Annotated in this window: 23 protein-coding genes and 1 rRNA gene; 10 read left to right on the top strand and 14 right to left on the bottom strand. The window is 71.4% G+C overall.

Annotated elements, in window-relative coordinates; all coding sequences use genetic code 11:
- A 5S ribosomal RNA gene (rrf, locus tag AB0F18_RS30615) occupies positions 1-91 on the top strand; the annotation flags it as partial.
- Positions 92-194: 103 nt separating this feature from the next.
- Entirely contained in the window at positions 195-749 is a 555-nt protein-coding gene (locus tag AB0F18_RS30610) for an N-acetyltransferase (protein ID WP_362066494.1), read from the top strand.
- Here AB0F18_RS30610 and AB0F18_RS30605 read toward each other — a convergent pair.
- The 7 genes from AB0F18_RS30605 to AB0F18_RS30575 form a co-directional block, all read right to left on the bottom strand.
- The gene (locus AB0F18_RS30605) at positions 746-2437 is read right to left on the bottom strand and encodes a type VI secretion protein (protein ID WP_362066492.1); all 1692 of its coding nucleotides are present in this window, start codon (positions 2435-2437) and stop codon (positions 746-748) included. The genes AB0F18_RS30610 and AB0F18_RS30605 overlap by 4 nt on opposite strands.
- Before the next feature lie 5 nt (positions 2438-2442).
- Positions 2443-3861 (bottom strand): ATP-binding protein, encoded by a 1419-nt coding sequence (locus AB0F18_RS30600; RefSeq protein ID WP_362066490.1) that lies wholly within the window; start codon positions 3859-3861, stop codon positions 2443-2445.
- 18 nt (positions 3862-3879) lie between these two features.
- Entirely contained in the window at positions 3880-5439 is a 1560-nt protein-coding gene (locus tag AB0F18_RS30595) for an SCO6880 family protein (protein WP_362066488.1), read from the bottom strand.
- Positions 5436-6803: a hypothetical protein gene (locus AB0F18_RS30590; protein ID WP_362066486.1), complete on the bottom strand. Its 1368-nt coding sequence runs from the start codon at positions 6801-6803 to the stop codon at positions 5436-5438. Before AB0F18_RS30590 ends, AB0F18_RS30595 begins: the two co-directional genes overlap by 4 nt.
- Positions 6793-7626 (bottom strand): hypothetical protein, encoded by an 834-nt coding sequence (locus AB0F18_RS30585; protein WP_362066484.1) that lies wholly within the window; start codon positions 7624-7626, stop codon positions 6793-6795. Before AB0F18_RS30585 ends, AB0F18_RS30590 begins: the two co-directional genes overlap by 11 nt.
- Before the next feature lie 105 nt (positions 7627-7731).
- Positions 7732-8040, bottom strand: coding sequence for a hypothetical protein (locus tag AB0F18_RS30580; protein WP_042818271.1), 309 nt, complete (start codon positions 8038-8040; stop codon positions 7732-7734).
- 338 nt (positions 8041-8378) lie between these two features.
- Positions 8379-9209: a pentapeptide repeat-containing protein gene (locus AB0F18_RS30575; RefSeq protein ID WP_362066482.1), complete on the bottom strand. Its 831-nt coding sequence runs from the start codon at positions 9207-9209 to the stop codon at positions 8379-8381.
- A 79-nt stretch (positions 9210-9288) separates the two neighbouring features.
- On the opposite strand from AB0F18_RS30575, the gene AB0F18_RS30570 reads away from it, so the two are divergent.
- The 4 genes from AB0F18_RS30570 (at position 9289) to AB0F18_RS30555 (ending at position 13856) form a co-directional block, all read left to right on the top strand.
- Complete coding sequence (locus AB0F18_RS30570) at positions 9289-10083, top strand: thioesterase family protein (RefSeq protein ID WP_362066480.1); 795 nt, start codon at positions 9289-9291, stop codon at positions 10081-10083.
- A gap of 51 nt (positions 10084-10134) precedes the next feature.
- Positions 10135-11877, top strand: coding sequence for a serine/threonine-protein kinase (locus tag AB0F18_RS30565; protein WP_362066478.1), 1743 nt, complete (start codon positions 10135-10137; stop codon positions 11875-11877).
- Positions 11878-11936: 59 nt separating this feature from the next.
- Complete coding sequence (locus AB0F18_RS30560) at positions 11937-12956, top strand: NlpC/P60 family protein (RefSeq protein WP_362066476.1); 1020 nt, start codon at positions 11937-11939, stop codon at positions 12954-12956.
- Positions 12957-13157: 201 nt separating this feature from the next.
- Entirely contained in the window at positions 13158-13856 is a 699-nt protein-coding gene (locus AB0F18_RS30555) for a phosphatase PAP2 family protein (RefSeq protein WP_362066474.1), read from the top strand.
- A gap of 171 nt (positions 13857-14027) precedes the next feature.
- Here the strand turns inward: AB0F18_RS30555 and AB0F18_RS30550 are convergent, their stop codons facing one another.
- Positions 14028-14303 carry a hypothetical protein gene (locus tag AB0F18_RS30550; RefSeq protein ID WP_362066472.1) on the bottom strand — a complete coding sequence of 92 codons (276 nt, stop codon included), beginning with the start codon at positions 14301-14303 and terminating at the stop codon, positions 14028-14030.
- 112 nt (positions 14304-14415) lie between these two features.
- The gene (locus tag AB0F18_RS30545; RefSeq protein WP_362066470.1) at positions 14416-14637 is read right to left on the bottom strand and encodes a hypothetical protein; all 222 of its coding nucleotides are present in this window, start codon (positions 14635-14637) and stop codon (positions 14416-14418) included.
- Between the two features lie 142 nt (positions 14638-14779).
- Here AB0F18_RS30545 and AB0F18_RS30540 point away from each other — a divergent pair, with 142 nt between their 5' ends.
- Both AB0F18_RS30540 and AB0F18_RS30535 read left to right on the top strand, forming a co-directional pair.
- Positions 14780-15637 (top strand): hypothetical protein, encoded by an 858-nt coding sequence (locus AB0F18_RS30540; protein ID WP_362066468.1) that lies wholly within the window; start codon positions 14780-14782, stop codon positions 15635-15637.
- A gap of 148 nt (positions 15638-15785) precedes the next feature.
- Positions 15786-15938 carry a hypothetical protein gene (locus AB0F18_RS30535; RefSeq protein WP_162501091.1) on the top strand — a complete coding sequence of 51 codons (153 nt, stop codon included), beginning with the start codon at positions 15786-15788 and terminating at the stop codon, positions 15936-15938.
- 9 nt (positions 15939-15947) lie between these two features.
- On the opposite strand, the gene AB0F18_RS30530 is transcribed toward AB0F18_RS30535, so the two are convergent.
- Positions 15948-16268 (bottom strand): metal-sensitive transcriptional regulator, encoded by a 321-nt coding sequence (locus AB0F18_RS30530; RefSeq protein WP_042818427.1) that lies wholly within the window; start codon positions 16266-16268, stop codon positions 15948-15950.
- Positions 16269-16463: 195 nt separating this feature from the next.
- On the opposite strand from AB0F18_RS30530, the gene AB0F18_RS30525 reads away from it, so the two are divergent.
- Positions 16464-17084: a DUF47 family protein gene (locus AB0F18_RS30525; RefSeq protein ID WP_042818429.1), complete on the top strand. Its 621-nt coding sequence runs from the start codon at positions 16464-16466 to the stop codon at positions 17082-17084.
- A 5-nt stretch (positions 17085-17089) separates the two neighbouring features.
- The gene (locus AB0F18_RS30520; protein ID WP_362066466.1) at positions 17090-18091 is read left to right on the top strand and encodes an inorganic phosphate transporter; all 1002 of its coding nucleotides are present in this window, start codon (positions 17090-17092) and stop codon (positions 18089-18091) included.
- A gap of 270 nt (positions 18092-18361) precedes the next feature.
- On the opposite strand, the gene pstB is transcribed toward AB0F18_RS30520, so the two are convergent.
- The 4 genes from pstB to pstS all read right to left on the bottom strand — a co-directional run bounded on the left by pstB (position 18362) and on the right by pstS (position 22544).
- A complete protein-coding gene (gene pstB, locus AB0F18_RS30515) occupies positions 18362-19138 on the bottom strand; it encodes a phosphate ABC transporter ATP-binding protein PstB (RefSeq protein WP_358899099.1) in 777 nt (258 codons plus the stop codon).
- A gap of 28 nt (positions 19139-19166) precedes the next feature.
- Positions 19167-20249, bottom strand: coding sequence for a phosphate ABC transporter permease PstA (gene pstA, locus AB0F18_RS30510; protein ID WP_362066464.1), 1083 nt, complete (start codon positions 20247-20249; stop codon positions 19167-19169).
- Entirely contained in the window at positions 20249-21238 is a 990-nt protein-coding gene (pstC, locus tag AB0F18_RS30505) for a phosphate ABC transporter permease subunit PstC (RefSeq protein WP_362066462.1), read from the bottom strand. Before pstC ends, pstA begins: the two co-directional genes overlap by 1 nt.
- A 166-nt stretch (positions 21239-21404) precedes the next feature.
- Complete coding sequence (gene pstS, locus AB0F18_RS30500) at positions 21405-22544, bottom strand: phosphate ABC transporter substrate-binding protein PstS (RefSeq protein WP_362066460.1); 1140 nt, start codon at positions 22542-22544, stop codon at positions 21405-21407.
- Between the last annotated feature and the right edge of the window lie 291 nt (positions 22545-22835).

The following is a 22835-nucleotide window of genomic DNA, read 5'->3' as shown; positions in this document are numbered from 1 at the left end:
GCCCGGTTACATTCCGAACCCGGAAGCTAAGCCTTTCAGCGCCGATGGTACTGCAGGGGGGACCCTGTGGGAGAGTAGGACGCCGCCGAACAATCATTGTGGGAAAGCCCCGCACCTTCTGGTGCGGGGCTTTTCTGCGTTTACGGCCAAAATCCCTTTGACCTGCGGTGATCAGGGCGTTTGGATACGTGAGTATGAAGCAACACGTGATCCGGCCCGTGCGGGCCGACGAATGGCAGAAGGTCAAGGAACTGCGGCTGGCCGCGCTGCGGGACCCCGTGGCGTCCCTGGCCTTCCTGGAGACCCTTGAGCAGGCCGCCGCCAAGCCCGACGAGTTCTGGCAGGACCGGGCGGCCGGCGCGGCGGAGGGCGTACACGTCGCGCAGATCATCGCCGAGGCGCCCGACGGGCAGTGGGACGGGTCCGTGAGCGTGTTCATCGAGGACCGGGGGTCCACCGACTTCCTGGAACGGGTCGTCGACACCGACCAGGCGCACGTCGTCGGCGTGTTCGTACGGCCCGAGCAGCGGGGCAGCGGACTGACCGACGCGCTGTTCGAGGCGGCTCTGGAATGGGTGTGGCAGCGGGAGGAGCCGACGCTGGAGCGTGCCCGGCTCTTCGTGCACGAGGACAACGAGCGGGCCGCCGGCTTCTACCGGAGGTTCGGGTTCCGGCCGAGCGGGCTCGTGATCCCCAAGCCGGACGACCCGGCCGCGAAGGAGCTGGAGTACGTCTTCCCGCGGCCCTAGCCGGCGGTGACGGGCCACTCCGGCCAGCGGGCGCGGGCCTGTTCGCGGCTGCGGCACAGGGCCAGCAGGGGGAGCGTCTCGTCCGTGAGGAGCGCGGGGAGCTGGGGGAGCGGGGCGACGGCCGCCACGTCCTCCAGGACCAGCGCCATTGGTGGGTCGAGCCGACCGTGGGATGACCGTACGGCCATGCGGCGGCCGTGCTCGACCACGTGCGAGGCGAGTGCGGTGAGCAGGGGCATCGCACCCGGCTGGGTGCGGGGGTCCTCCAGGGACTCACCCACTACATAGAGGGTGCCCCCTTCGGCGGCGAACGATGCGAGCGTGAGGGCGTCCGTTCGGTTCGGGTTGCAAGCCTCGCGGATGTGCACCGAGGTCAGGCAGGAGAGCGCACGGGCCGTCAGGTACTGGGCCTGCTCGCGCCGTTCGGGATGGGCCGTGAGGGCGCTTTCCAGCTCGCCGGCGGCCCCAGGGGCGGCCTGGGGGTGGGTGCGCAGGACACGGACCGGTTCCTGGGCGCCGTTGCCCTGGGCCCAGCGGGCCAGCTGCTTGAAGGGGAGGCCGTCGAGGGCGGCCGCCTGGAGCCAGCTGCGCAGGAGGGTCTCCGCGGTGTCCGCGACGGCGGCGTCGAGCCGGGCCTGCGGGCGCAGGGGGGCCAGCAGGGCGATCGCGCGGGCGGCGGCGGTGTCGCGGTCGGCGCAGCCGTCGGCGGGGTTCCAGTGCATGCGGGCCGGGGTGTCGCACAGGTGCGAGGGGTCGTAGAGGAGGACCGGGCCGAGCTTGGCGCGGGCGTCCTTGGTGTCCTGCCAGAGGGCGGGGGAGGACGTGACCACCAGGACGGCGCCCTCGGCGGAGGAGACGGCCTGGGCGGCGAGGTGGTGCCGTTCGGCGGGGGGCGCGTAGGCGAAGCGGTGGGCCGCCGGCCGGGGGGCCGTGCGGGCGGGCGGGGCGTAGCCGAAGCCGTAGCGGTAGGCGTCCTGCGCGGGCGCCGGTGTCGGTGTCGCGGCGTTACGTGGGCGGGCCGGGGCGGAGACCGGGGCGTGCGCGGCGGAAGGGGCCGGGGCCGGCTGCGCCGGGCCGCGGTCCGCGTCGTTGGCCGCGCGTGAACCCGGAACGGGGGCTCGGGGGGTGGCGGGTCCCGGCTCGGTGTTGTCGGTGCCGGGGGTGCCGGAGCGGGAGCCCTGGTCCAGGTCGGGGTTCGGCGTGGCTCTGCCGGAGTCCCCGTGAGTGCCCGGACCCGGGCCCGTGTCCCTCGTGGCCGTGCCGGAGGCGCCGGGTGCGGACTGGTGCGGGGTCCCGGGCTCGTCCGGGTGTTGCTGCTTCGCCCGGGTGCGGCGGGCCTTCGCGCGGGTCACCACGCCCATGGTGAAGATCGTCAGGACCAGCAGGATCAGGAGCTGGCTGATGAACAGGCCCCAGAACAGGCCCCAGCCGGAGAGGGCCGTCGGGGCGGTGTCCGGCCAGGCTCCGGGGATGTCGTGCGGTTGCGCTATCAGGGCGCGGACGGCGCCCGGGGTGCGGGTGAAGGTGACCGTGGCCGGCCAGGCGCCCTTCGCGAAGAGGGCCGCCAGGCCGGTGGCCGACCAGACCAGGACGGCGAGGCCGAGGAGGAAGGCCAGGAGGCCGACCAGTACTCCGTCGGGGATGCCGCCGCCGCGCGCGCGGGGCTCCGTTCCTCTGGGGTCGTGCATCTCGGTCAGGCCACCGTGGTCGCGGATCCGGGGCCGGGGCCCCGGTGGCGTTCGATGTACAGGGCTCGTTCCTCCGCTTCGAGTTCTGCGGCCAGCAGGTCGTCGGGGAGCTGCTGCGGGGTGGAGGATTCCGTCATCGCGCGGTCGGTGTAGACGAGGGGGCGTTCGGTCTCGGTGATCAGGTGTTTGACGACCTGGACGTTACCGTTGACGTCCCAGACGGCGATGCCGGGGGTGAGGGTCGGGATGATTTCCACGGCCCACCGCGGGAGGCCGAGGACGCGGCCCGTGGCGCGGGCCTCGTCGGCCTTCTGGGCGTAGATGGTGCGGGTCGAGGCCATTTTGAGGATGGCCGCGGCTTCGCGGGCGGCGGCTCCGTCGACGACGTCGGAGAGGTGGTGGACGACGGCGACGAAGGACAGGCCGAGGCGGCGGCCGAACTTCAGCAGGCGCTGGAAGAGCTGGGCCACGAACGGGCTGTTGATGATGTGCCAGGCCTCTTCGACCAGGAAGATGCGCTTCTTGCGGTCGGGCCGGATCCAGGTGTGTTCCAGCCACACGCCGACGATCGCCATGAGGATGGGCATGGCGATGGAGTTGCGGTCGATGTGGGAGAGGTCGAAGACGATCAGCGGGGCGTCGAGGTCGATGCCGACGGTGGTCGGGCCGTCGAACATGCCGCGCAGGTCGCCGTCCACGAGGCGGTCGAGGACGAGGGCGACGTCGAGGCCCCAGGCGCGGACATCGTCTATGTCGACGTTCATGGCGAGCGCGGATTCGGCTTCGGGGTGGCGCAGCTGCTCGACGATGTCGGTGAGGACGGGCTGGCGGTCCCGGATGGTGTCGACGACGTAGGCGTGCGCGACCTTGAGGGCGAAGCCGGAGCGTTCGTCCAGGCCGTGGCCCATCGCCACCTCGATGATCGTGCGGAGCAGCGCGAGCTGGCCGGTCGTGGTGATCGCCGGGTCGAGGGGGTTGAGGCGGATCCCGTCGTCGTTGGCGGCGATGGGGTCCAGGCGGATGGGGGTTATGCCCAGCTGCTGGGCGATGAGGTTCCACTCGCCGACGCCGTCCTCGCCCTGGGCGTCGAGGACGACGACCTGGCGGTCGCGGAAGCGGAGCTGGCGCAGGACGTACGTCTTCTCCAGGGCCGACTTGCCGTTGCCGGATTCGCCGAGGACGAGCCAGTGGGGGGCCGGGAGCTGCTGGCCGTAGAGCTGGAAGGGGTCGTAGATGTAGCCCTTGCCGCTGTAGACCTCGCGTCCGATGATCACGCCGGAGTCGCCGAGGCCGGGGGCGGCGGTGGGCAGGTAGACGGCCTGGGCCTGGCCGGTGGAGGTGCGGACGGGCAGGCGGGTGGTTTCGACCTTGCCGAAGAGGAAGCTGGTGAAGGCGTCCGTCAGCGCGGACATGGGATCTCGCATGGCGGCTCTTCCTTCCGGCTAGCGTCGGATGCCGGTGGCGAACGGCAGGGTGTTGACGAAGGCGCGGTGGTGCTCTCGGTCGCACCATTCGAGTTTCAGGTAGGACTTGCCGGCGGAGGCGCGGATGGTGCGCTTGTCGCGGGCGAGGGATTCGGGGGAACGCGACGACACCGTGATGTACCCGACGAGGTTGACCCCGGCAGCGCCGCTGGCGAGATCTTCACCCCTCTGGTCGAGCCGGCCGTGGGCGGCGATGTCGCGGGGGTCGACGGTGCGGTTCATCTTGGCGGCGCGGGAGGCGTCGGCCTCGTCGTTGGTCTTCTCCGTGAGCATCCGCTCGATGGCGATCTCGGTGGGTTCGAGGTCCATGGTGACGGCGACGGTGCGGATGACGTCCGGGGTGTGGACGAGGAGGGGGGCCAGGAAGTTCACGCCGACGGGGGTCATCGGCCATTCCTTGATCCACGCGGTGGCGTGGCACCAGGGGGCGCGGGTGGAGGATTCGCGGGTCTTGGCCTGGAGGTAGGTGGGCTCCACGGCGTCGAGCTCTGCGGGCCAGGCGTTGCGCTTGGTCATGGCCTGGATGTGGTCGATCGGGTGGTCCGGATCGTACATGGAGTGCACGAGGGAGGACAGACGTCCCTGGCCGAGGGGCTGGCGGACGCGGATGTCGGCCTCGGCGAGGCGGGCGCAGATGTCGGTGAGCTCGCGGGCCATGACGATGGCGAGGCCGGCGTCGCGGTCGAGCTTGCGGCCCTTGGTGCTGCCGGCGCGGGCGATGGTGGTGGCCTCGGCGGCGAGCTCGCGGGTGTAGTGCATGCAGGCGACGAGGTAGGCGCGGTGCTGCTCCGAGGAGGTGGAGACCATCGACTGGAGCTGGTCGTAGGAGTCGCGCAGCCAGGCGGCGGCGTGGGTGTCCCCGCGCTGGGCGACGTCCTTGGCGTGGGCGTCGGGGTCGGCGGGGAGGGTGCGGGCGAGCATCTGGAGGCGGGTGACGAAGCCGTCGCCGTTGGCGACGTGCTTGAGGAGGGTGCCGAAGCGGTCGACGAGGGCCTCTTGGTCCTCGCTGTCGCGCAGGCCGACGCCGGGGCCCTCGATCTCGATGGCAGCGGTGACGGTTCTGCGGTCGGCGTGCAGGAGGACGGCGATCTCGTCGGGGCCGAAGGGGGCGGCCAGCCAGTTGATGCGGCCGATGCCGGGGGGCGGGCCGACCTCGACCTCGCGGCCGTCGGCGGCGCGGGTGCCGGCCTCCATGGCGCCCGAGCGGTACGTGGTGCCGCGGCGCAGGGTGCGCTTGTAGCTGCGGTTGATCTCGAACCACCGGTAGAAGGTGCGGCCCTTGTAGGGGACGTACACGGCGGCGAGGGCGAGCATCGGGAAGCCGGCGAGGGCGACGATGCGCAGGGTGAGGTCGGGGACGAGCAGGCCGCTCATCATGCCGAGGAACGCGCCGACGATGATCAGGGCGATCTCGCCGGTTTCGCGGTTCTTGCCGACGATCGCGTTCGGCCGGGCCCGGCCGATGAGATACGTGCGGCGGGGCGCGACCGGGTGGAGCTGGTGGGACTGGGTCGTCAACGCCCGTCACCTCCTGTGTTCCTCGTACTGGAGCCAGTGCGGGGCGGGGGTGCGGCGGGCGGGACGCTGCCGCCGCCTGTCCCGCTGCCGGAGCCGCGGCTGCTGTGGGCGGCCATGCCTCCGGAGATCTGGTTGGCGTCGCCGCCGGTGGAGCCGCCGCCTCCGGCGCGGTGGGCGCCGCCGCGGCTGCTGTGGGTCTTGATGCCCTGGGAGACGAGGGAGGCCGGGGAGCTGATGACGGCGGCGGCCTGGGCGCCGTCGGTGGCCTGCTTGCGGTTGCTGCGGGCGGAGGCGATCTCGTCGCCGAAGCCGGGCACGAACCGGTAGATCATGGCGGAGGCGAAGATCGCCAGGAGGATGATGGCGAGGCCGGAGACGACGGCGGAGAAGGCGTTGGGGCCCTTGTCCCCGGCGAGGGCTCCGGCGAGGCCGAGGACGATGACGATGACCGGCTTCACGAGGATGACGGCGATCATGATGCCGGCCCAGCGGCGGACGTGGCCCCACATGTTGCGGTCGACGAGGCCGGCGTAGACGACGGTGCCGAGGAGGGCGCCGACGTAGAGCAGGGCGGCGCGGATGACGAGCTCCAGCCAGAGGACGCCGGCGGCGAGGACGGTGACGAGGGCGACGACGATCAGCATGATCGGGCCGCCGCCGATGTCCTCGCCCTTCTTGAGGGCTTCGGTGAAGGAGCCGAAGAAGACGTCGCTCTGGCTGCCGGTGGCTGAGGCGATGACGTCGGTGACGCCGTCGGTGGCGGAGACGACGGTGTAGAGGATGAGGGGGGTGAAGGCCGAGGCGAGGACGGTCAGCCAGAGGAAGCCGATGGCCTCGGAGAGGGCGGTGCTGAGGGGGACGCCGCGGATGGCGCGCTTGGCTACGGCCAGGAGCCAGAGGACGAGGGTGAGGACGGTGCTCGCGGCGAAGACGACCGCGTACTGCTGGAGGAAGGCGGGGTTGGTGAAGTCGACGTTGGCGGTGCCCTTGACGGCTTCGCCGAGTTTGCCGACGATCCAGGCGGCCGCGTCGGCGCAGCCGCGGGCCAGGGAGGCGAGGGGGTTGAGGGCGTCGGTGGGGCTGTTCGGCGAGAGGCCGGTGCCCGCGCCGGTACCGGGGCTCGCGCCGCCGACCTGGCGTTCGCAGTCCTCCTTGAGGGGGCCGATGACGCCCTCGCACTTGGAGGGTGACGGGGTGCCGGACGGGGATCCCGAGGGGGAGCCGGAAGGCGTGGGGGTCGGGCTGGGGGCGGCGTAGGCCCGGGCGGACAGCAGGACGAGCGCCGTCTGAAGGGTGGTCAGGGCTGCGGCGACGCGGAGCGGAGTGCGGGCGCGGCCGGGCGTCGAGGGGCGGCTACCGGGCATAGGTGAACCCTCCGAACTCCTGGACGGCCTTGCTGATGTCGTCGGACGTGGAGGCGGCGACGTCGCCGGGGACCGGGGCGGGGCCGTCCTGCTGGCTGTCGGAGGCGACCTTCCAGTCGTCCCCGGCCCAGGTCAGGTCGAAGGTCCAGGTCTTCCAGGTGGTGCGCACCGGGGCGGTGGACTTGGCGCCGGACATGCCGACCAGGCCCGTGTACCAGACGGAGACCTTGGCGGTGGCCGGGCCGTAGTTCTCGATGCGGGTCCCTACGGGGACGGCGCGGGTGACGAAGGTGCTGCCCTGCGGGGCGTTGCCGTTCGCGTCGAGTCCCAGGGTGGCGAGGAAGGCGGGGGAGTACGCGGCGTCCTGCTGGCCCTTGCGCTGGGCCGCCGCCTCCGGGGTGTAGATGCCGTCCACGAGGGCGTGCCGGACGTCCTTCTTGAGCATGCCGTCGGAGCCCAGGGCCACCGCGTAGTTCGCGGCTGCGGACTGGGCGCCCTGTTCGTCGTGGGCGAAGCCCTTGGGGACGCCGGCGGTCTTGGTGGTGACCGGGGTGGTGCCCGTGGGGGCTGTGGTGTTTGTGGTGGGGGGTTTGTCGGAGGTGGGGTTTTGGGGGGTGTCCTGGGACTGGTTCGCGAACGCGATGGCGGCGATGAGGAGGACCACGACACCGACCACCGTGATCAGGCCGCGCGAAGCGCGGGGGGTGCGGCGGGGGGTGCCGTAGGCGTCGGAGGGGGAGTCGGGGAGGCGGGTGCGGGTTTGGCCCGTGCCGCCCACCTCGCCGTATCCGGCGCCCCCGCCGTACTGGTCGTCGTTGCTCATTGCCTGTCGTCCGCCCCCTCCGCGTCGTACGACGGTAGCGCTCGTTCCCGCGCAGGCGCGGTGTGGTGATTCCTCATCAGGGTGCGGCCGGCCGCGGTGGTGCTGCTAGACGGCCATTCCGTAGACGATCGTGAAGAGGGTGCCGAGGGAGCCGATGATGAAGACTCCGGTGAGGCCCGCCACGATCAGGCCCTTGCCCTGTTCCGCGCTGAACGTGTCGCGCAGCGCGGTCGCGCCGATGCGCTGCTTTGCGGCGCCCCAGATGGCGATGCCGAGGCAGAGGAGGATCGCCACGGCCATGATGACCTCGATCATGACCTTCGCTTCGTTGCCGAGACTGCCGAACGGCCCCCAGTTCGGGGCGATTCCGCCGATGATGGTGGTGATGTCGCCCTTTTCGGCTGCCAGGATCATGTAACTCACCGCCCCTGTATGGGTAGTTCCGGTAGCCCGTGCCCGACGGCAGGGGTCACGCACTATCTTCGCTGATGAAACCGCGGCCGTCGTCGACTTGGCCGGTCTCTTTACCCGATGTCCTGGGTCGTGGGCCGTGCGTACGTGTGGGTGTTCGCTCGTACGCATGGCCTGACCTGGTCACTCTGTGTATCACGGGGGGTGACCTCGGGCAATGACTGGCGACTCGGCGGGTGGTGTGCCGCGGTTGTGGCGCTTGGGGGGCGTGTTGGTGCGTGGGGGGCGCGCGGGGGTGTGCGGGCGCCCCCGAGGTGGTGCCGGGTGCGGGGTGGCCGGGTCTACGTCCAGTGGGCGGGGCGGGTGAGGGTGGCGGGGATCCGGGTGTGGGGGTCGCCCTGGGCGGCGTTGAGTTGGGGCTGGGTGAGGAAGAGGGTGTCGCGCAGGTCGGCGCCGCGCAGGTTCGTGTCGCGGAGGTCCGCGCCGATCAGGTCGGCGCCGCGGAGGTCGGCGCGGCTCAGGTCGGCGGCGATCAGGTAGGCGCCGCGGAGGTTGGCGCCGCGCAGGTCGGCTCCGGCGAGGCGGGCGCCCATCAGGTCGGCTCCGCGGTGGTTCTTCCTGCGGCCCGGGGACTTGGCGCGGGCCAGCTCGCTGGTCTTCAGGAGGAGGGTGTTGATCTCGCCGCGGAGGGCCGGGACGTCGAGGGCGGTGAGGGTCGCCGCGTCCGCCCGGGTGAGCTCCTCGGTGCGGGTGAGGAGTCCGCGCAGGGCCTGGTGGAGGGGGGCGGCCGCCGGGAGGGTCAGGGCCTCGGAGACGTAGAAGAGCAGCTCGTGGAGCTGGCGCATCACCGGGAAGGCGTCGAACATCGCCTGCCGGGTTTCGGGGTGGGTGCGCCAGTCGCGGCCCTCGAAGGTGACCTGGGAGATCTGCTGGCCCGCGCCGAAGCAGTCGAAGACCGTGCAGCCCTGGAAGCCCTGGTCGCGCAGGCGGGTGTGGATGCCGCAGCGGAAGTCCTCGCGGAGGTTCTTGCAGGGGGTGCCGGCGGCCTTGTTCACGGCGAAGTCGGCCGACTTCGCGAAGGGCAGGGCGACGCAGCAGAGCGCGAAGCAGTTCGCGCAGTCTGCCTGGAGGACGGGGAGGACGGGGAGGGCGGGGCGGGGAGAGCTGGACACGCGTCCATTGTCCCCCGAGGCAGTCCTGATCGTCGGAGAGGGTGGTGCGCGGGGTTACCTGTCGGTAGCGTGCGGCGGCATGGATGCCGAAGAGGGGTTCTACGAGCGGATGGGCGAGGGCCGCTTCCGGGCCACCGGGGCCACGCGCGGGCCGTGGGACCCGGGAGCCCAGCACGCCGGACCGCCGGCCGCGCTGCTCGGGCGGGCCGTCGAGGAGCGGCCGGGGGCGCGCGGGGACATGAGGGTCGCCCGGATCACGTACGAGATCCTGCGCCCGGTGCCGATCGGGGAGCTGACCGTCGCCACGTCGGTGCTGCGGGCGGGGCGGGGCACCGAGGTGGTCGAGGCGTCCCTCACCCCGGCGGGCGCGGCCGGGCCGGTGATGCTGGCGCGGGCGCTGCGGATCCGGGTGGCGCAGGAGCCGGTGCCGGCGGTGCTGCCGGGGGTGCGGGTGCCGCCGCCGGGGGAGGTGGGGGTGACGCCGTTCTTCCCCGTGCCGTGGGAGACGGGCTACCACTCCTCGATGGAGACCCGGTTCACGGAGGGGGCCTTCACCGAGCCGGGGCCGGGGACCTGCTGGATGCGGATGCGGGTGCCGCTCGTCGCCGGGGAGGCGGTCCGGCCGCTGGACCGGGTGCTGGTCGCCGCCGACTCGGGGAACGGGATCAGCGCGGTGATGGACTTCGCGCGGTTCGTCTTCGTCAACGGGGACCTGACGGTCCATCTGCACCGGCACCCCGTGGGGGAGTGGGTGTGCGTGCAGGCGCGCACGAGCGTGGACCCGGGCGGGATCGGGCTCGCCGACGCGCGGCTCCACGACGAGAAGGGGCCGATCGGGCGGAGTGCGCAGAGCCTGTTCGTGGCGCCCCGCTGACCTGCCAACCCCCGTGCAGCGCAGGTGAGTCCGTATGGCAGTCTCGTGCGGATGGAGGCACTGAGAGACACCGACCCCGCCCGCATCGGGGCGCAGACCCTGCTGGCCCGGCTGGGGGCCGGAGGGATGGGACAGGTGTATCTCGGGCGGTCGCCCGGCGGCCGCCTGGTGGCCATCAAGGTGATCAAGGACGAGATCACCGAGCACCCGGAGGCGCTCGCACGCTTCCGGCGGGAGGCCGAGACGGTCCGCGCGGTGCGCTCCGCCTACACGGCCAACCTGATCGACGCGTCGCTGGCGGCGCCGCCGTACTGGCTCGCCACCGAGTACGTGGCCGGGCCCACCCTCGGCCACGCGGTGCGCGAGTTCGGGGCCCTGCCCGCGGCCGCCTGCCGCAGGCTGTTCGCCGCGCTGGCGGAGGGGCTGGCGAGCGTGCACGCGTACGGGGTCACGCACCGGGACCTCAAGCCGCAGAACGTCATCCTCGGGGCGCAGGGGCCGCAGCTCATCGACTTCGGCATCGCCAAGGGCGTGTCCGAGACGGCCCTTACGCAGACCGGCGCCGCCCCGGGCACCCCCGGCTACACGGCCCCCGAGGTGCTGCTGCGCGGGGAGGTCGCGGCCGCCGCCGACGTCTTCGCGCTGGGCGCCACGATCGCCTACGCGGCCACGGGCCGTGCGCCCTACGGGACCGGGGAACCGACGGCTGTCCACTTCCGGGCGGTGCACGGCGAGATCGACGTCGCGGGCGTGGAGCCCGAGCTGGCCGCGCTGATCAAGGCCTGCGTGGTGGCGGAGCCGGGGGCCCGGCCCGACCCCGCCGAGATCATCCGCCGCTGCGCCGTGGACTCGGCGCTGGTCGACGACCCGGTGTACGCCTCGCTCACGGCGACCGCGGGCGGTACGGGGCAGGTCCCGGGGATGTTGCCGTCCACCATCGGGCCGGGGCTGCCGGCGGGCCCTTCGGGCTACGTGCCGACGTACGTGCCCGGCGGGCAGCCGGCCGGGCAGCCGGCCGGGGAGCCGAAGCGGGCCGTGCCGCGCTGGGCGGTGGCGGTCGTGGCGGGGCTGGTGGTGGGCGGGCTCGGCACGGGCGGGTACCTGTTCCTCCAGACGAAGGGGGACGCGGGGGGCAAGGGAGGGGCCGCCGCCCCGCCGGCCGGCGGGAGCGCGCCGAGCGCCGCGGCCTCCTCGCCCGGCGGGCAGTCGCCGTCGAGCCCGGCGTCCGCCTCCCCGGGCGGCGGCGCGGGCGGCCCGGGGGCGGTGCCCGACCACATCGAGCCGAACAAGGTGTCCAGGGACCTGTGGACCCACAACGCGACCGGCGGGAGCTGCAGCCTGCCCGCGGAGGAGCGGGCGGAGTTCCTGACCGCCTCCGCGGTCGACGCCGATGACCCGCAGGCGCCGACGGTCACGGGCAAGCTCAAGATCCGCGTCCACCTGAAGCCGTACAACACGGAGAAGGCGCCGTACGCCATCTCCGTCGGCGTCAAGCCCCCGCACGAGATCGACGAGAGCATCCAGCGGCCGTTCGACCTGGTCAAGGACTACAACCACGGCATCGGCTACGCCAGCAAGCCCGTCGACCTCAAGTACCCGGGGCCCGGCGGCGACGTGGAGCTCACGTACCCGGACGACTTCTCCACCCAGGTCGTGGACAACGAGGGGACCCGGAAGAAGTTCCCGGCCATCCCGCTGGCCAACGACCCGGGCGACTGGACGGTGCTGATCTACCGGGTCCGGGGCGTCAAGGACTACAGCAGCATCTACTGCACCGGCTTTCCGGTGAAATAGTGGGCAGACTGACTGATGAATGCACTGTCAGGCGACGTGCCATGAGGCAGTGTTGACGAGTGCGCAAATTCTGGGTGGCAAGCGGGATCGGGATCGGCGTGTGCCTGACCTTCGTCGCGCTGCTGGTCGTCGGCACGTACTCGGCGGCGGCGGGCCTCGCGAACGGTGGCAGGCAGGGCGCCGTCGGGCTGGTCAAGGGAGCTGTTCCGGCGATCTACCAGCCGCTGGTGGAGAAGTGGGGAAACCTTTGCCCCGCGCTCAACCCGGCGATGCTGGCGGCGCAGTTGTACACCGAGAGCAACTGGAAGCCCGACGCGCTCAGCCACGCCGACGCGCGCGGCATCGCCCAGTTCATCCCGGAGACGTGGGCCACGTACGGCGTCGACGGCGACGGGGACGGCGACCGGGACATCTGGGACCCCAAGGACGCGATCCCCTCGGCCGCCACGTACGACTGCCAACTGGCCAAGGACGTCGCGGGAGTCCCGGGGGACGCGTCGGACAATATGCTCGCCGCCTACAACGCCGGCCCCTACCGCGTCATCAAGGCCGGAGGCGTGCCCCCGCTCAGCGAGACGCAGGGCTACGTGAAGGCCATCCGTTCCCTGGAGAAGAGCTTCGCGCGCCCCGTCGGGCGGGTCTCGCCCTCGCAGCAGGCCGCCGGGGCCGTGTACTTCGCGCAGAAGCAGCTCGGGACCCCGTACCTGTGGGGCGGGGACGGGACGTCCGCGGACGGGGGGCGGTTCGACTGTTCGGGGCTGACCAAGGCGGCGTACGAGACCGTGGGGGTCGAGCTGCCGCGGGTGGCCAACGACCAGTACAACGCCGGGTCCCATCCCTCGCGCGGCGAACTGCTCCCCGGTGATCTGGTCTTCTTCTCCGACGATCTGACGAACTCTCGGGAGATCCGGCACGTCGGGCTGTACGTGGGCGGCGGATACATGATCAACGCCCCGTACACCGGCGCCGTCATCCGGTTCGACAAGGTCGACACCCCCGACTACTTCGGCGCGACCCGGGTGACCAAGGAAGGGGCCGAGGCGCTTCCGGAGCGTTCACCGGCCGCTCCGAAGGCTTAGCGACTCTCCGTGAAGCACAGGCCCTGAGCTGCGACGTTGCGTCACTCTTGGATAACGTTGCAGTGATCATTCGGTGGAGAGTGGAACCATGCCCGGCAGAACGGGCGTTCCATGAACACGGGGGTTGATCGGCGGGGGTTTGAAGGGGCGCACACCGTCGTGCGCCCGCACGGGACCTAGGCAGGCAAGGGGCCGCGTCACATGGCTGGACTCACGACCGGTGGGCCGAATGTGGATGTCAGCCTGCTGTACCGGATCAACAGCGTCGCCCGGCAGGCCCCCGACTGGTTCGACCGGGGCGTCGCCCTGCTCGCCTCGTACGGACTTCCCCTCGCCATGGTCCTGCTCGTGCTGTGGTGCTGGCGCACGGCGCGGCGCCAGGACGAGGCGAGTGCCGCCGAGTCGTTCGCCGCGCTGGTGTGGGCGCCGCTGGCCGCCGCGATCGCGCTGATGGTGAACGTGCCGCTGCGCGGGTTCGTGGCCCGGCCGCGGCCGTTCGCCGCGCACGAGGGCCTGGAGGTGCTCGGGGGCGCCGGCGGCGGGCCCGGCGCCGGGTTCTCCTTCGTCAGCGACCACGCCACCTTGGCGATGGCGCTGGGCATCGGGGTGTTCCTGGCCAACCGCCGGCTCGGGCTCGTCGGGATCGGGCTCGCGCTCGTCGAGGGGTTGTGCCGGGTCTACCTGGGCGTGCACTACCCGACCGACGTCATCGGCGGGTTCGCCCTCGGCACCGCCGTCGTGCTCATCCTCGCGCCGCTCGCCATGGCCGGGCTGGCCCCGCTGGTGCGGGCGCTCGCGCGGGCGCCGCGCCTGGGGTGGCTGGTACGGGCCGAGGAGCGGGTGGTGGCCCGTCCCGTGGAACTGGCGCAGCGGCCGGCCGAGAGCGACCTCGCCGCCTGACGCCCGGCCTGACACCCCGGCGGGCGCTCCGCGGGCTGCGGGGGCGCGTGCGGGGGCCTGCGGCGGGGTGGGCGGCTCACGGGTTCCAGAGCGCGAGCAGCAACGCCACCAGCAGGCACAGCCCTGCCGCGCCGAAGCACAGCCGGACCGCTGCCGGCCGCGGGCGGGGCGTCACTGGTCGCCGCCGTCGCCGCCGCTGCCCCGGTGTTCGGCTTCCTCGCGGCGGTATTGGGAGCGCAGCCACAGGCCGGTGGCCGTCGCCGCGGCGGTGGTGAGCCCGACGGCCAGCGCCACGTCGGCCGGTCCGTCCGCCGAGCCCACGGGTCGGGCCCAGGCCGCCAGTCCGTCCGCCGAGCCCACGGGTCGGGCCCAGGCCGCCGCGGCCGGGGTGAGCGCGATCAGCAGGGCCCAGAGGAGGGCCGCGAGGCGGGGTGCGGTTCCTGGCATGCCTCCAGCGCAACCGGTCGCGGACCCCCCGGCCAGCCGGGAAGCCCGAACGGGCGACACGCCCGGCCGCGGGGGCTGAACGGGCCCGGGGTGACGGGGCGGGGGCCCGGGGCTACGGGGTCGCGGCGTGGCGGGTGGCGTCCTTGCGGGCCAGATCGCGGGAGCGGCGGGCCGGGCCCGTCCAGCCGCAGCTGCACACGGCCAGGCAGAAGGAGCCCCGCTCGGCGGTGCTCGTGGAGTGTCCGACGGGTGACTGGGCGGGTTCCGCGGGGTGACGCGGAGGGGTGACAGCGGTAAACGGAGCGACCTGGGCCGCCTTGGAGTGCTGATCCACGTCCCCACGGTACCGGGGCGGGGCCGGTGCCGGTACGGCCCCTGGCCACTTCCGGACCGTTACGGGAAACCCCGGACCTCGTTAACCGGAGCGGGTGGGGGCCTCGGGCAAACAGCGGTCATGCGTTGGGGGTTGGCAGGCGATGGTGGTGCACCAGCACAGGCGGTGGCGGCGGCGTGCGGGCGAGGCGGTGCTCGCGGTCTGTGTGGCCGTCACCGTGCCCGCGCTGGGCGGATGCGGCGCCGCGAGCGGAACGGTGGCCGGCGGCGGCGGGGCGGGCGACGCCCGTCCCCCGGGCGACCCGGCGGCGGCGGTCCGCGGGGCCGCCGACGCGCTGGCCGCCACCGGGAGCGCGCGGGCCCGTACGGCGATGGAGATGGCCACCGGCGGGACCCGGGTGACCATCCGGGGCGAGGGCGGGGTCGACTTCCGCAAGCGGATGGGCCAGTTGCTGGTGATGCTGCCCGCCGATGTGAAGGGGCAGCCCGAGCACCGGCCGATCACCGAGCTGCTCGTCCCCGGCGCCCTCTACATGAAGAACCGGGGCGCCGGCGTCCCCGACGACAAGTGGGTCCGCCTCGACACGGCGGCGCTCCCCGACGGCAACCTCGTCACGGGCGGGGCCACCGACCCGCTGGCCGCCGCCGAGCTGCTGCGCGGCGCGCAGGAGGTGACGTACGTCGGCGAGACCGATGTGGCCGGCACCAAGGTGCGCCACTACCGGGGGACGACGGACATCGGGCGGGCCGCGCAGAGCGCCTCCGCGGGCGTCAGGGAAGCCCTGCGGGCGGCGGCGAAAGGGTTCAGCAAGGACAGCGTGCCGTTCGACGCGTACCTGGACGAGGAGGGCCGTCTGCGGAAGGTCCGGCACCGTTTCACGTACGTCAAGAATGGCGTGATCGATGTCTCCTCGACGACGCTGCTGTACGGGTTCGGGACCCCGGTGACCGTCGTATTGCCCCCGGAAGGGGACATTTACGCCGGGAAGATCGCCGAATAGCCGGCCGGACGGGCCCGTGCGGTACGCCCGGGCCATGGCTCCACTATCCGGAAATGGTCCATCCGTGTCATGCGCGGTGCGAGCGGCGGTCCCTACGCTGGGAAGCCCGGTGCCGAACGGGCGATGGCGGCAGAGAGAGGTGACACGCGTGACTCCCGCAGGCGGTACGACGGTGCAGGACCACGTGGCGCTCGCCGAGATCGAGCTCTGCGGGGAGCTGATCATCGCGGCGTCGGCCGCGGCCGAGGACCGGCTGAGTCAGGACCGGATCGACGAGGTGCTGATGGGCATCGGACCGTAGCCGCAGGCGTCAGCTGCGCAGGAGGCGGGCGATGGCCTTCGTGGCCTCCTCGACCTTCGCGTCGATCTCCGTGCCGCCCTTGACGGCGGCGTCCGCCACGCAGTGGCGCAGGTGCTCCTCCAGGAGCTGGAGCGCGAAGGACTGGAGGGCCTTCGTGCTCGCGGACACCTGGGTGAGTATGTCGATGCAGTACACGTCCTCGTCGACGAGCCTCTGGAGGCCCCGGATCTGCCCCTCGATCCGGCGCAGCCGCTTGAGGTGCTCGTCCTTCTGGTGGTGATAGCCGTGGACGGGAACGGCCCCGGAGCCCTCCGCCTCGATGGTCGTCATGAGTCCTCCCGTGGTCCGGAACGAGGGGGTATATACCCCTCGTGGGTATAGGTTACTGCGCCCAGGCCGTAGGGACAGGGATCCGCAGGGCCCACTCTGCCTGATGGAGGACACCCGGGGACCGCCGGTTAGCCGTCGCCGGGGGATACGCCTAGCATCAGCCTGACCGAATCCGATGCACCCCGAGGACCCCACGTGCGATTTCGTCTGACCCCCAGGGAGACGAGCTTCTACGACATGTTCGCCGCATCCGCGGACAACATCGTCACGGGCTCGAAGCTCCTGATGGAACTGCTCGGAGCGGACCCCTCCGCCCGGGCCGAGATCGCGGAGCGGATGCGTGCGGCCGAGCACGCGGGGGACGACGCCACCCACGCGATCTTCCACCAGCTGAACTCCTCCTTCATCACGCCGTTCGACCGCGAGGACATCTACAGCCTGGCCTCGTCGCTCGACGACATCATGGACTTCATGGAGGAGGCCGTCGACCTCGTCGTCCTCTACAACGTCGAGGAGCTCCCCAAGGGCGTCGAGCAGCAGATCGAGGTCCTGGCGCGGGCGGCCGAGCTGACCGCCGAGGCCATGCCGCACCTGCGGACCATGGACAACCTGACCGAGTACTGGATCGAGGTCAACCGGCTGGAGAACCAGGCGGACCAGATCCACCGCAAGCTGCTCGCCCAGCTCTTCAACGGCAAGTACGACGCCATCGAGGTGCTGAAGCTCAAGCAGATCGTCGACGTGCTCGAAGAGGCCGCCGACGCGTTCGAGCACGTCGCGAACACGGTGGAGACCATCGCCGTGAAGGAGTCCTGAACCTCGTGGACACCTTCGCCCTGATCGTGACCATCGGTGTCGCGCTCGGCTTCACGTATACGAACGGTTTCCACGACTCCGCGAACGCCATCGCGACCTCCGTCTCGACGCGGGCGCTGACCCCGCGGGCGGCGCTCGCGATGGCCGCGGTGATGAACCTCGCCGGTGCCTTCCTCGGCAGCGGGGTCGCCCACACGGTCAGCAAGGGCCTGATCGAGACGCCCCACGGCAACCGGGGCATGTGGATCCTCTTCGCCGCCCTGGTCGGCGCGATCGTGTGGAACCTGGTCACCTGGTACTTCGGGCTGCCCTCGTCCTCCTCGCACGCGCTGTTCGGCGGCATGGTCGGCGCGGCGCTGGCCGGCGGGATCGACGTCCTGTGGGACGGGGTGGTCGAGAAGGTCGTCATCCCGATGTTCCTGTCACCGGTCGTCGGCCTGATCGTCGGCTACCTGGTGATGGTGGCCATCCTGTGGATGTTCCGCCGCGCCAACCCGCACAAGGCCAAGCGCGGCTTCCGCATCGCCCAGACGGTGTCCGCGGCCGGCATGGCCCTCGGACACGGCCTCCAGGACGCCCAGAAGACCATGGGCATCGTGGTGATGGCCCTGGTCATCGCCGACGTCCAGGGCGCCGACGACCCGATCCCGGTCTGGGTGAAGATCGCGTGCGCGGTGATGCTGTCGCTGGGTACGTACGCGGGCGGCTGGCGCATCATGCGCACCCTCGGCCGCAAGATCATCGAGCTGGACCCGCCGCAGGGCTTCGCGGCGGAGACCACCGGCGCCTCGATCATGTTCGCCACGGCCTTCCTGTTCAAGGCGCCGATCTCCACCACCCACGTGATCACCTCGGCGATCATGGGCGTGGGCGCGACCAAGCGGGTCAACGCGGTCCGCTGGGGCGTCGCCAAGAACATCATCCTCGGCTGGTTCATCACCATGCCGGCGGCGGCCCTGGTCGCGGCGGTCTGCTTCTGGCTGGCGGACCTGGCCTTCGTGAGCTAGCTGGGGTCTGGCGGGCCCTCTGCTGGGGGTCCGGGGGTTATCCCCCGGGTGGTGCAGTATCACCATGCCGGCGGCGGCCCTGGTCGCCGCGGTCTGCTTCTGGCTCGCGGACCTCGCCTTCGTCGGCTGAGGCACCCCGCCCGCGCAGCGGCACGCGAACGGAAACGGGCCGGCTCCCCCCACCCAGGGGGAGCCGGCCCTTTTTCCTTCCATCCTGCGGTGGCACCGCCATGCAGCACCGCAGGACGACCGTGCGAGCGGCCCGGCTGTTTAGCCGAAGCGGCCCGAGATGTAGTCCTCGGTCGCCTGGACGGACGGGTTGGAGAAGATCCGGTCCGTGTCGTCGATCTCGATCAGCTTTCCGGGCTGGCCGACGGCGGCGAGGTTGAAGAAGGCGGTGCGGTCCGAGACGCGGGCCGCCTGCTGCATGTTGTGGGTCACGATGACGATCGTGAACCGCTCCTTGAGCTCACCGATCAGGTCCTCGATGGCGAGGGTGGAGATCGGGTCCAGGGCGGAGCAGGGCTCGTCCATCAGCAGGACCTGCGGCTCGACCGCGATGGCGCGGGCGATGCACAGACGCTGCTGCTGGCCGCCGGAGAGGCCGGAGCCGGGCTTGTTCAGGCGGTCCTTGACCTCGTTCCAGAGGTTGGCGCCCTGGAGCGACCGCTCGACGATGTCCGTGAGCTCGGACTTCTTGTAGCTGCCGTTCAGGCGCAGGCCCGCCGCCACGTTGTCGAAGATCGACATGGTGGGGAAGGGGTTCGGGCGCTGGAAGACCATGCCGACGGTGCGGCGCACCGCGACCGGGTCCACGTTCGAGCCGTACAGGTTCTCGTCGTCCAGCAGCACCTTGCCCTCGACGCGGCCGCCGGGGGTGACCTCGTGCATGCGGTTGAGGGTGCGCAGGAAGGTGGACTTGCCGCAGCCGGAGGGGCCGATGAAGGCCGTCACGGAGCGGGGTTCCACGGTCATCGAGATGTCATCGATGGCCTTGTGGGTGCCGTAGAAGGCGGAGAGGCCGCTGACGTCGATTCGCTTGGCCATGAGGGTCACTTCGCTTTCAGTGGTCGCGTCAGCGACCGGTCTTCGGGGCCTTCCAGCGGGCGATGCCGCGGGCCACCAGATTGAGGATCATGACGAAGGCGATCAGGACGAGCGCAGCGGCCCATGCCCGGTCGTAGGAGGCTTCACTGCCGACCTTGTACTGCTCCCAGATGTACAGCGGGAGGGAGGACTGGGCGCCTTCGAAGGGGTTGCCGTTGATCAGCTGGGATCCGAAGACCAGCAGCATGATCGGCGCGGTCTCACCGGCGATGCGGGCCACGGCCAGCATGACACCGGTGGAGATGCCGCCGATGGCCGTGGGCAGGACGACCTTGAGGATCACGCGCCACTTCGGCACCCCGAGGGCCAGGGCGGCCTCGCGCAGCTCGTTCGGGACGAGCTTGAGCATCTCCTCGGTGGAGCGGACGACGACCGGCATCATCAGGATCGACAGGGCCATCGCGCCGGCGAAGCCGGAGGGGCCGAAGCCGAGCATCAGGTTCCAGGTCGTCAGGATGAACAGGCCCGCGACGATGGAGGGGATGCCGGTCATGACGTCGACGAAGAACGTGACGGCCTTGGCGAGCTTGCCCTTGCCGTACTCGACCAGGTAGACGGCGGTCAGCAGGCCGACGGGCGCCGCGATCAGGGTGGCGAGGCCGACCTGCTCCAGGGTGCCGAGCAGGGCGTGGTAGACGCCGCCGCCCTTCTCGAAGCTGGTCACGCCGTTCATGGAGTGGCTGAGGAAGTCCCCGTCGAGGGCCTTCACGCCGCGGCTGATCGTCGTCCACATCAGGGAGAGCAGCGGGACGACCGCGAGGATGAAGCAGACCCAGACGACGGAGGTCGCGACGCGGTCCTTGGCCTGGCGTCGGTTCTCGACGACCGAGCTGGCGGTGTACGTGATCACGACGAACAGGAGGGCGGAGATCAGGCCCCACTGGACCTTGCTGTGCAGGCCGAAGACCAGGCCGATGACGCTGCCGAGGACGGCGGAGGCGACGGCGATGCCGGCCGGGGCCCAGCGGGGCAGGCCGCCGCGGGTCAGACCGGAGGGGGAGGAGGACCGGCGGGCCGGAGCGGGCCGGTGGTCCTGGAGTGCGTGGCTCATCAGGCGTTCGCCCCCGAGAAGTCCTTGCGACGGGCGATGATCAGGCGGGCTGCGCCGTTGACCAGCAGGGTGAGCAGGAAGAGGACGAGACCGGAGGCGATCAGCGCGTCACGCCCGAACTCGTTGGCCTCGTCGAACTTCGCGGCGATGTTCTGCGCGAAGGTTCCGCCGCCCGGGTCCAGGATGTGCAGCGAGATCAGGAAGCTCGGGGAGAGGACGGTGGCCACGGCCATGGTCTCGCCGAGCGCGCGGCCGAGGCCGAGCATGGAGGCGGAGATGACGCCGGAGCGGCCGAAGGGCAGCACCGACATGCGGATGACCTCCCAGCGGGTCGCGCCGAGGGCCAGGGCGGCCTCCTCGTTCATGCGCGGGACCTGCAGGAAGACCTCGCGGCTGACGCTCGTCACGATCGGCAGGATCATGATCGCGAGGAGGATGCCGACGGTGAAGAGCGAGCGGGCGACGCCGACCTGGGTCTTGTCGAAGACGTAGGTCCAGCCGAGGTACTCGTCGAGCCAGAGGTTGAGCCCGTTCAGCTGCGGCACGAGGAAGAGGGCGCCCCAGATGCCGTAGACGATCGACGGCACGGCGGCCAGCAGGTCGACCACGTAGGCGAGGGGCGCGGCCAGCTTGCGCGGCGCGTAGTGCGAGATGAACAGGGCGATGCCGACAGCGATCGGAACCGCGATGGCCATCGCGATGATCGAGCTGACGACGGTGCCGAAGAGCAGGACGGCGATGCCGAAGACGGGGGGCCGGGCGGAGGCGTTCCAGTCGAAGGTGGTGAGGAAGTTCCCCTCGTTCTTCGACAGGGCGATGCTGGCCCGGTAGGTGAGGAAGGCGGCGATCGACGCCATGATCACCAGGAGCAGGATGCCGGAACCCTTGGAGAGCCCGGAGAAGATCTTGTCACCGGCGCGGCCGGTGGACCTTCCGCTCTTGGCGACAGGCGGAGCCTCGTCTATGTGGGTGGGTGTGGTGGAAGCCATGGTCTTTCCGGTCTGTGTGGGGGGCAGGCCCCCTGGCGGCGGTGCACCGGATCCCCCCGGGTAGAGGGGGAGGGTCCCCGGGGCCGGCCCTCCCGGACGGGGGAGGGCCGGACCTCGGGGTCGGGACTGGAGCCTCTGGGGGTCCGAGCCCCAGGGCTTCAGTGCCTCAGGCGAGGGACTTGATGACCTCGCGGACCTTGGTGTTGATCTCGGCCGGGATCGGGGCGTAGCCGTTCTCGGTGAGGGCCTTCTGGCCGGCGTCCGAGGCGGTGTACTCCAGGAAGGACTTCACGGTGCCGAGCGTCTCGGGCTTGTTGCCCTTGTCGCAGACGACCTCGTAGGTGACCAGGACGATCGGGTACGCGCCCTCGGCCTTGGTGGCGTAGTCGAGCTTGAGCGCCAGGTCGGAGCCCGTGCCGGTGACCTTGGCGGCGGAGATGGCCTTGGAGGCGTTCTCCGGGGTGGCCTTGACCGGGGCGGCGGCACCGGTGTTCACGTCGACCGTCTTGATGCTCTGCGAGGCGGCGTACGAGAGCTCGAAGTAGCCGATCGCGCCGTCGACGGCCTTGACCTGGGAGGCGACACCGGCGGAGCCGGAGGCGGCCTGGCCACCGGGGGCCGGCCACTTCTTGGAGGCCTCGTAGGACCAGGCGTCAGGGGCGGCGGCCTTGAGGTACTTGCCCAGGTTCTCGGTGGTGCCCGAGTCCTCGGAGCGGTGGAAGGCCTGGATGGCGGTGGAGGGGAGGGTGACGCCGGGGTTCAGCTTCTTGATCGCCTCGTCGTCCCACTTCTTGATCTTGTCGTTGAAGATGTTGGCGATCGTGGCGGCGTCGAGGTTCAGCTTGTCCACGCCGGCGACGTTGAAGCCGAGGGCGATGGGGCCGCCGACCATCGGCAGGTTGATGCCCTGGCCGCCGGTGCAGATCTTCTTCGAGTCCTCGACCTGCTCGGGCTTCAGCGCGGAGTCCGACCCGGCGAAACCGACGGTGCCCTGGTTGAACGCGACGATGCCCTCACCGGAGGAGGAGGACTTGTAGTTCACCTCGACGCCGGAGCAGGCCGCCATGTAGTTCTTGACCCACAGGTCCACGGCGTTCTTCTGCGCGGAGGAGCCGGAGGCGAGCAGCTTGCCCTTGGCGCCGTCGCACTTGACGTCGCCCGGGGCGGGGGCGGAGGCCTTCGGCGAGCCGTCGGCGCCGGTCTTCGTGTTGTCGTCCGAGCCGCACGCCGTGAGGACCAGGGCGCCGGACACGACGAGGGCCCCGAGGGCGGAGGCACGAAGCCGGTTCTTGCGCTGAAGCTTCACTGTTCGGGTGTTCCTTCCGGGGAGCCGCCGGCCGCTTTCTGTATCGGGGCGGCGTGCGAAGAGGACTACGGGGTTGGCGGGGTGCGGGGCCGCTTTTTCGTGTTCGGCTCGCACCGTGCAGTACCGAAATTAGGCAGAACAGGTGACGGGGTCGACGGGGGTTGGTGAACGGACGGTGAACCGTGGCGGACGGGCGGGTGCGGATGGGGGGGTTTGTACCTGGGATTAAGCGGGCGTTATCCGCCCGTTATGCCGCCGTGATCTGGGGTGGGGTGGGTGTGGGGAGATCGG

Source organism: Streptomyces sp. NPDC029216, from assembly GCF_040648015.1.
Classification (GTDB): Bacteria; Actinomycetota; Actinomycetes; order Streptomycetales; family Streptomycetaceae; genus Streptomyces.
Note: the sequence above shows the minus strand (reverse complement) of the source record. Positions and strands in the feature narration are given on the sequence as shown.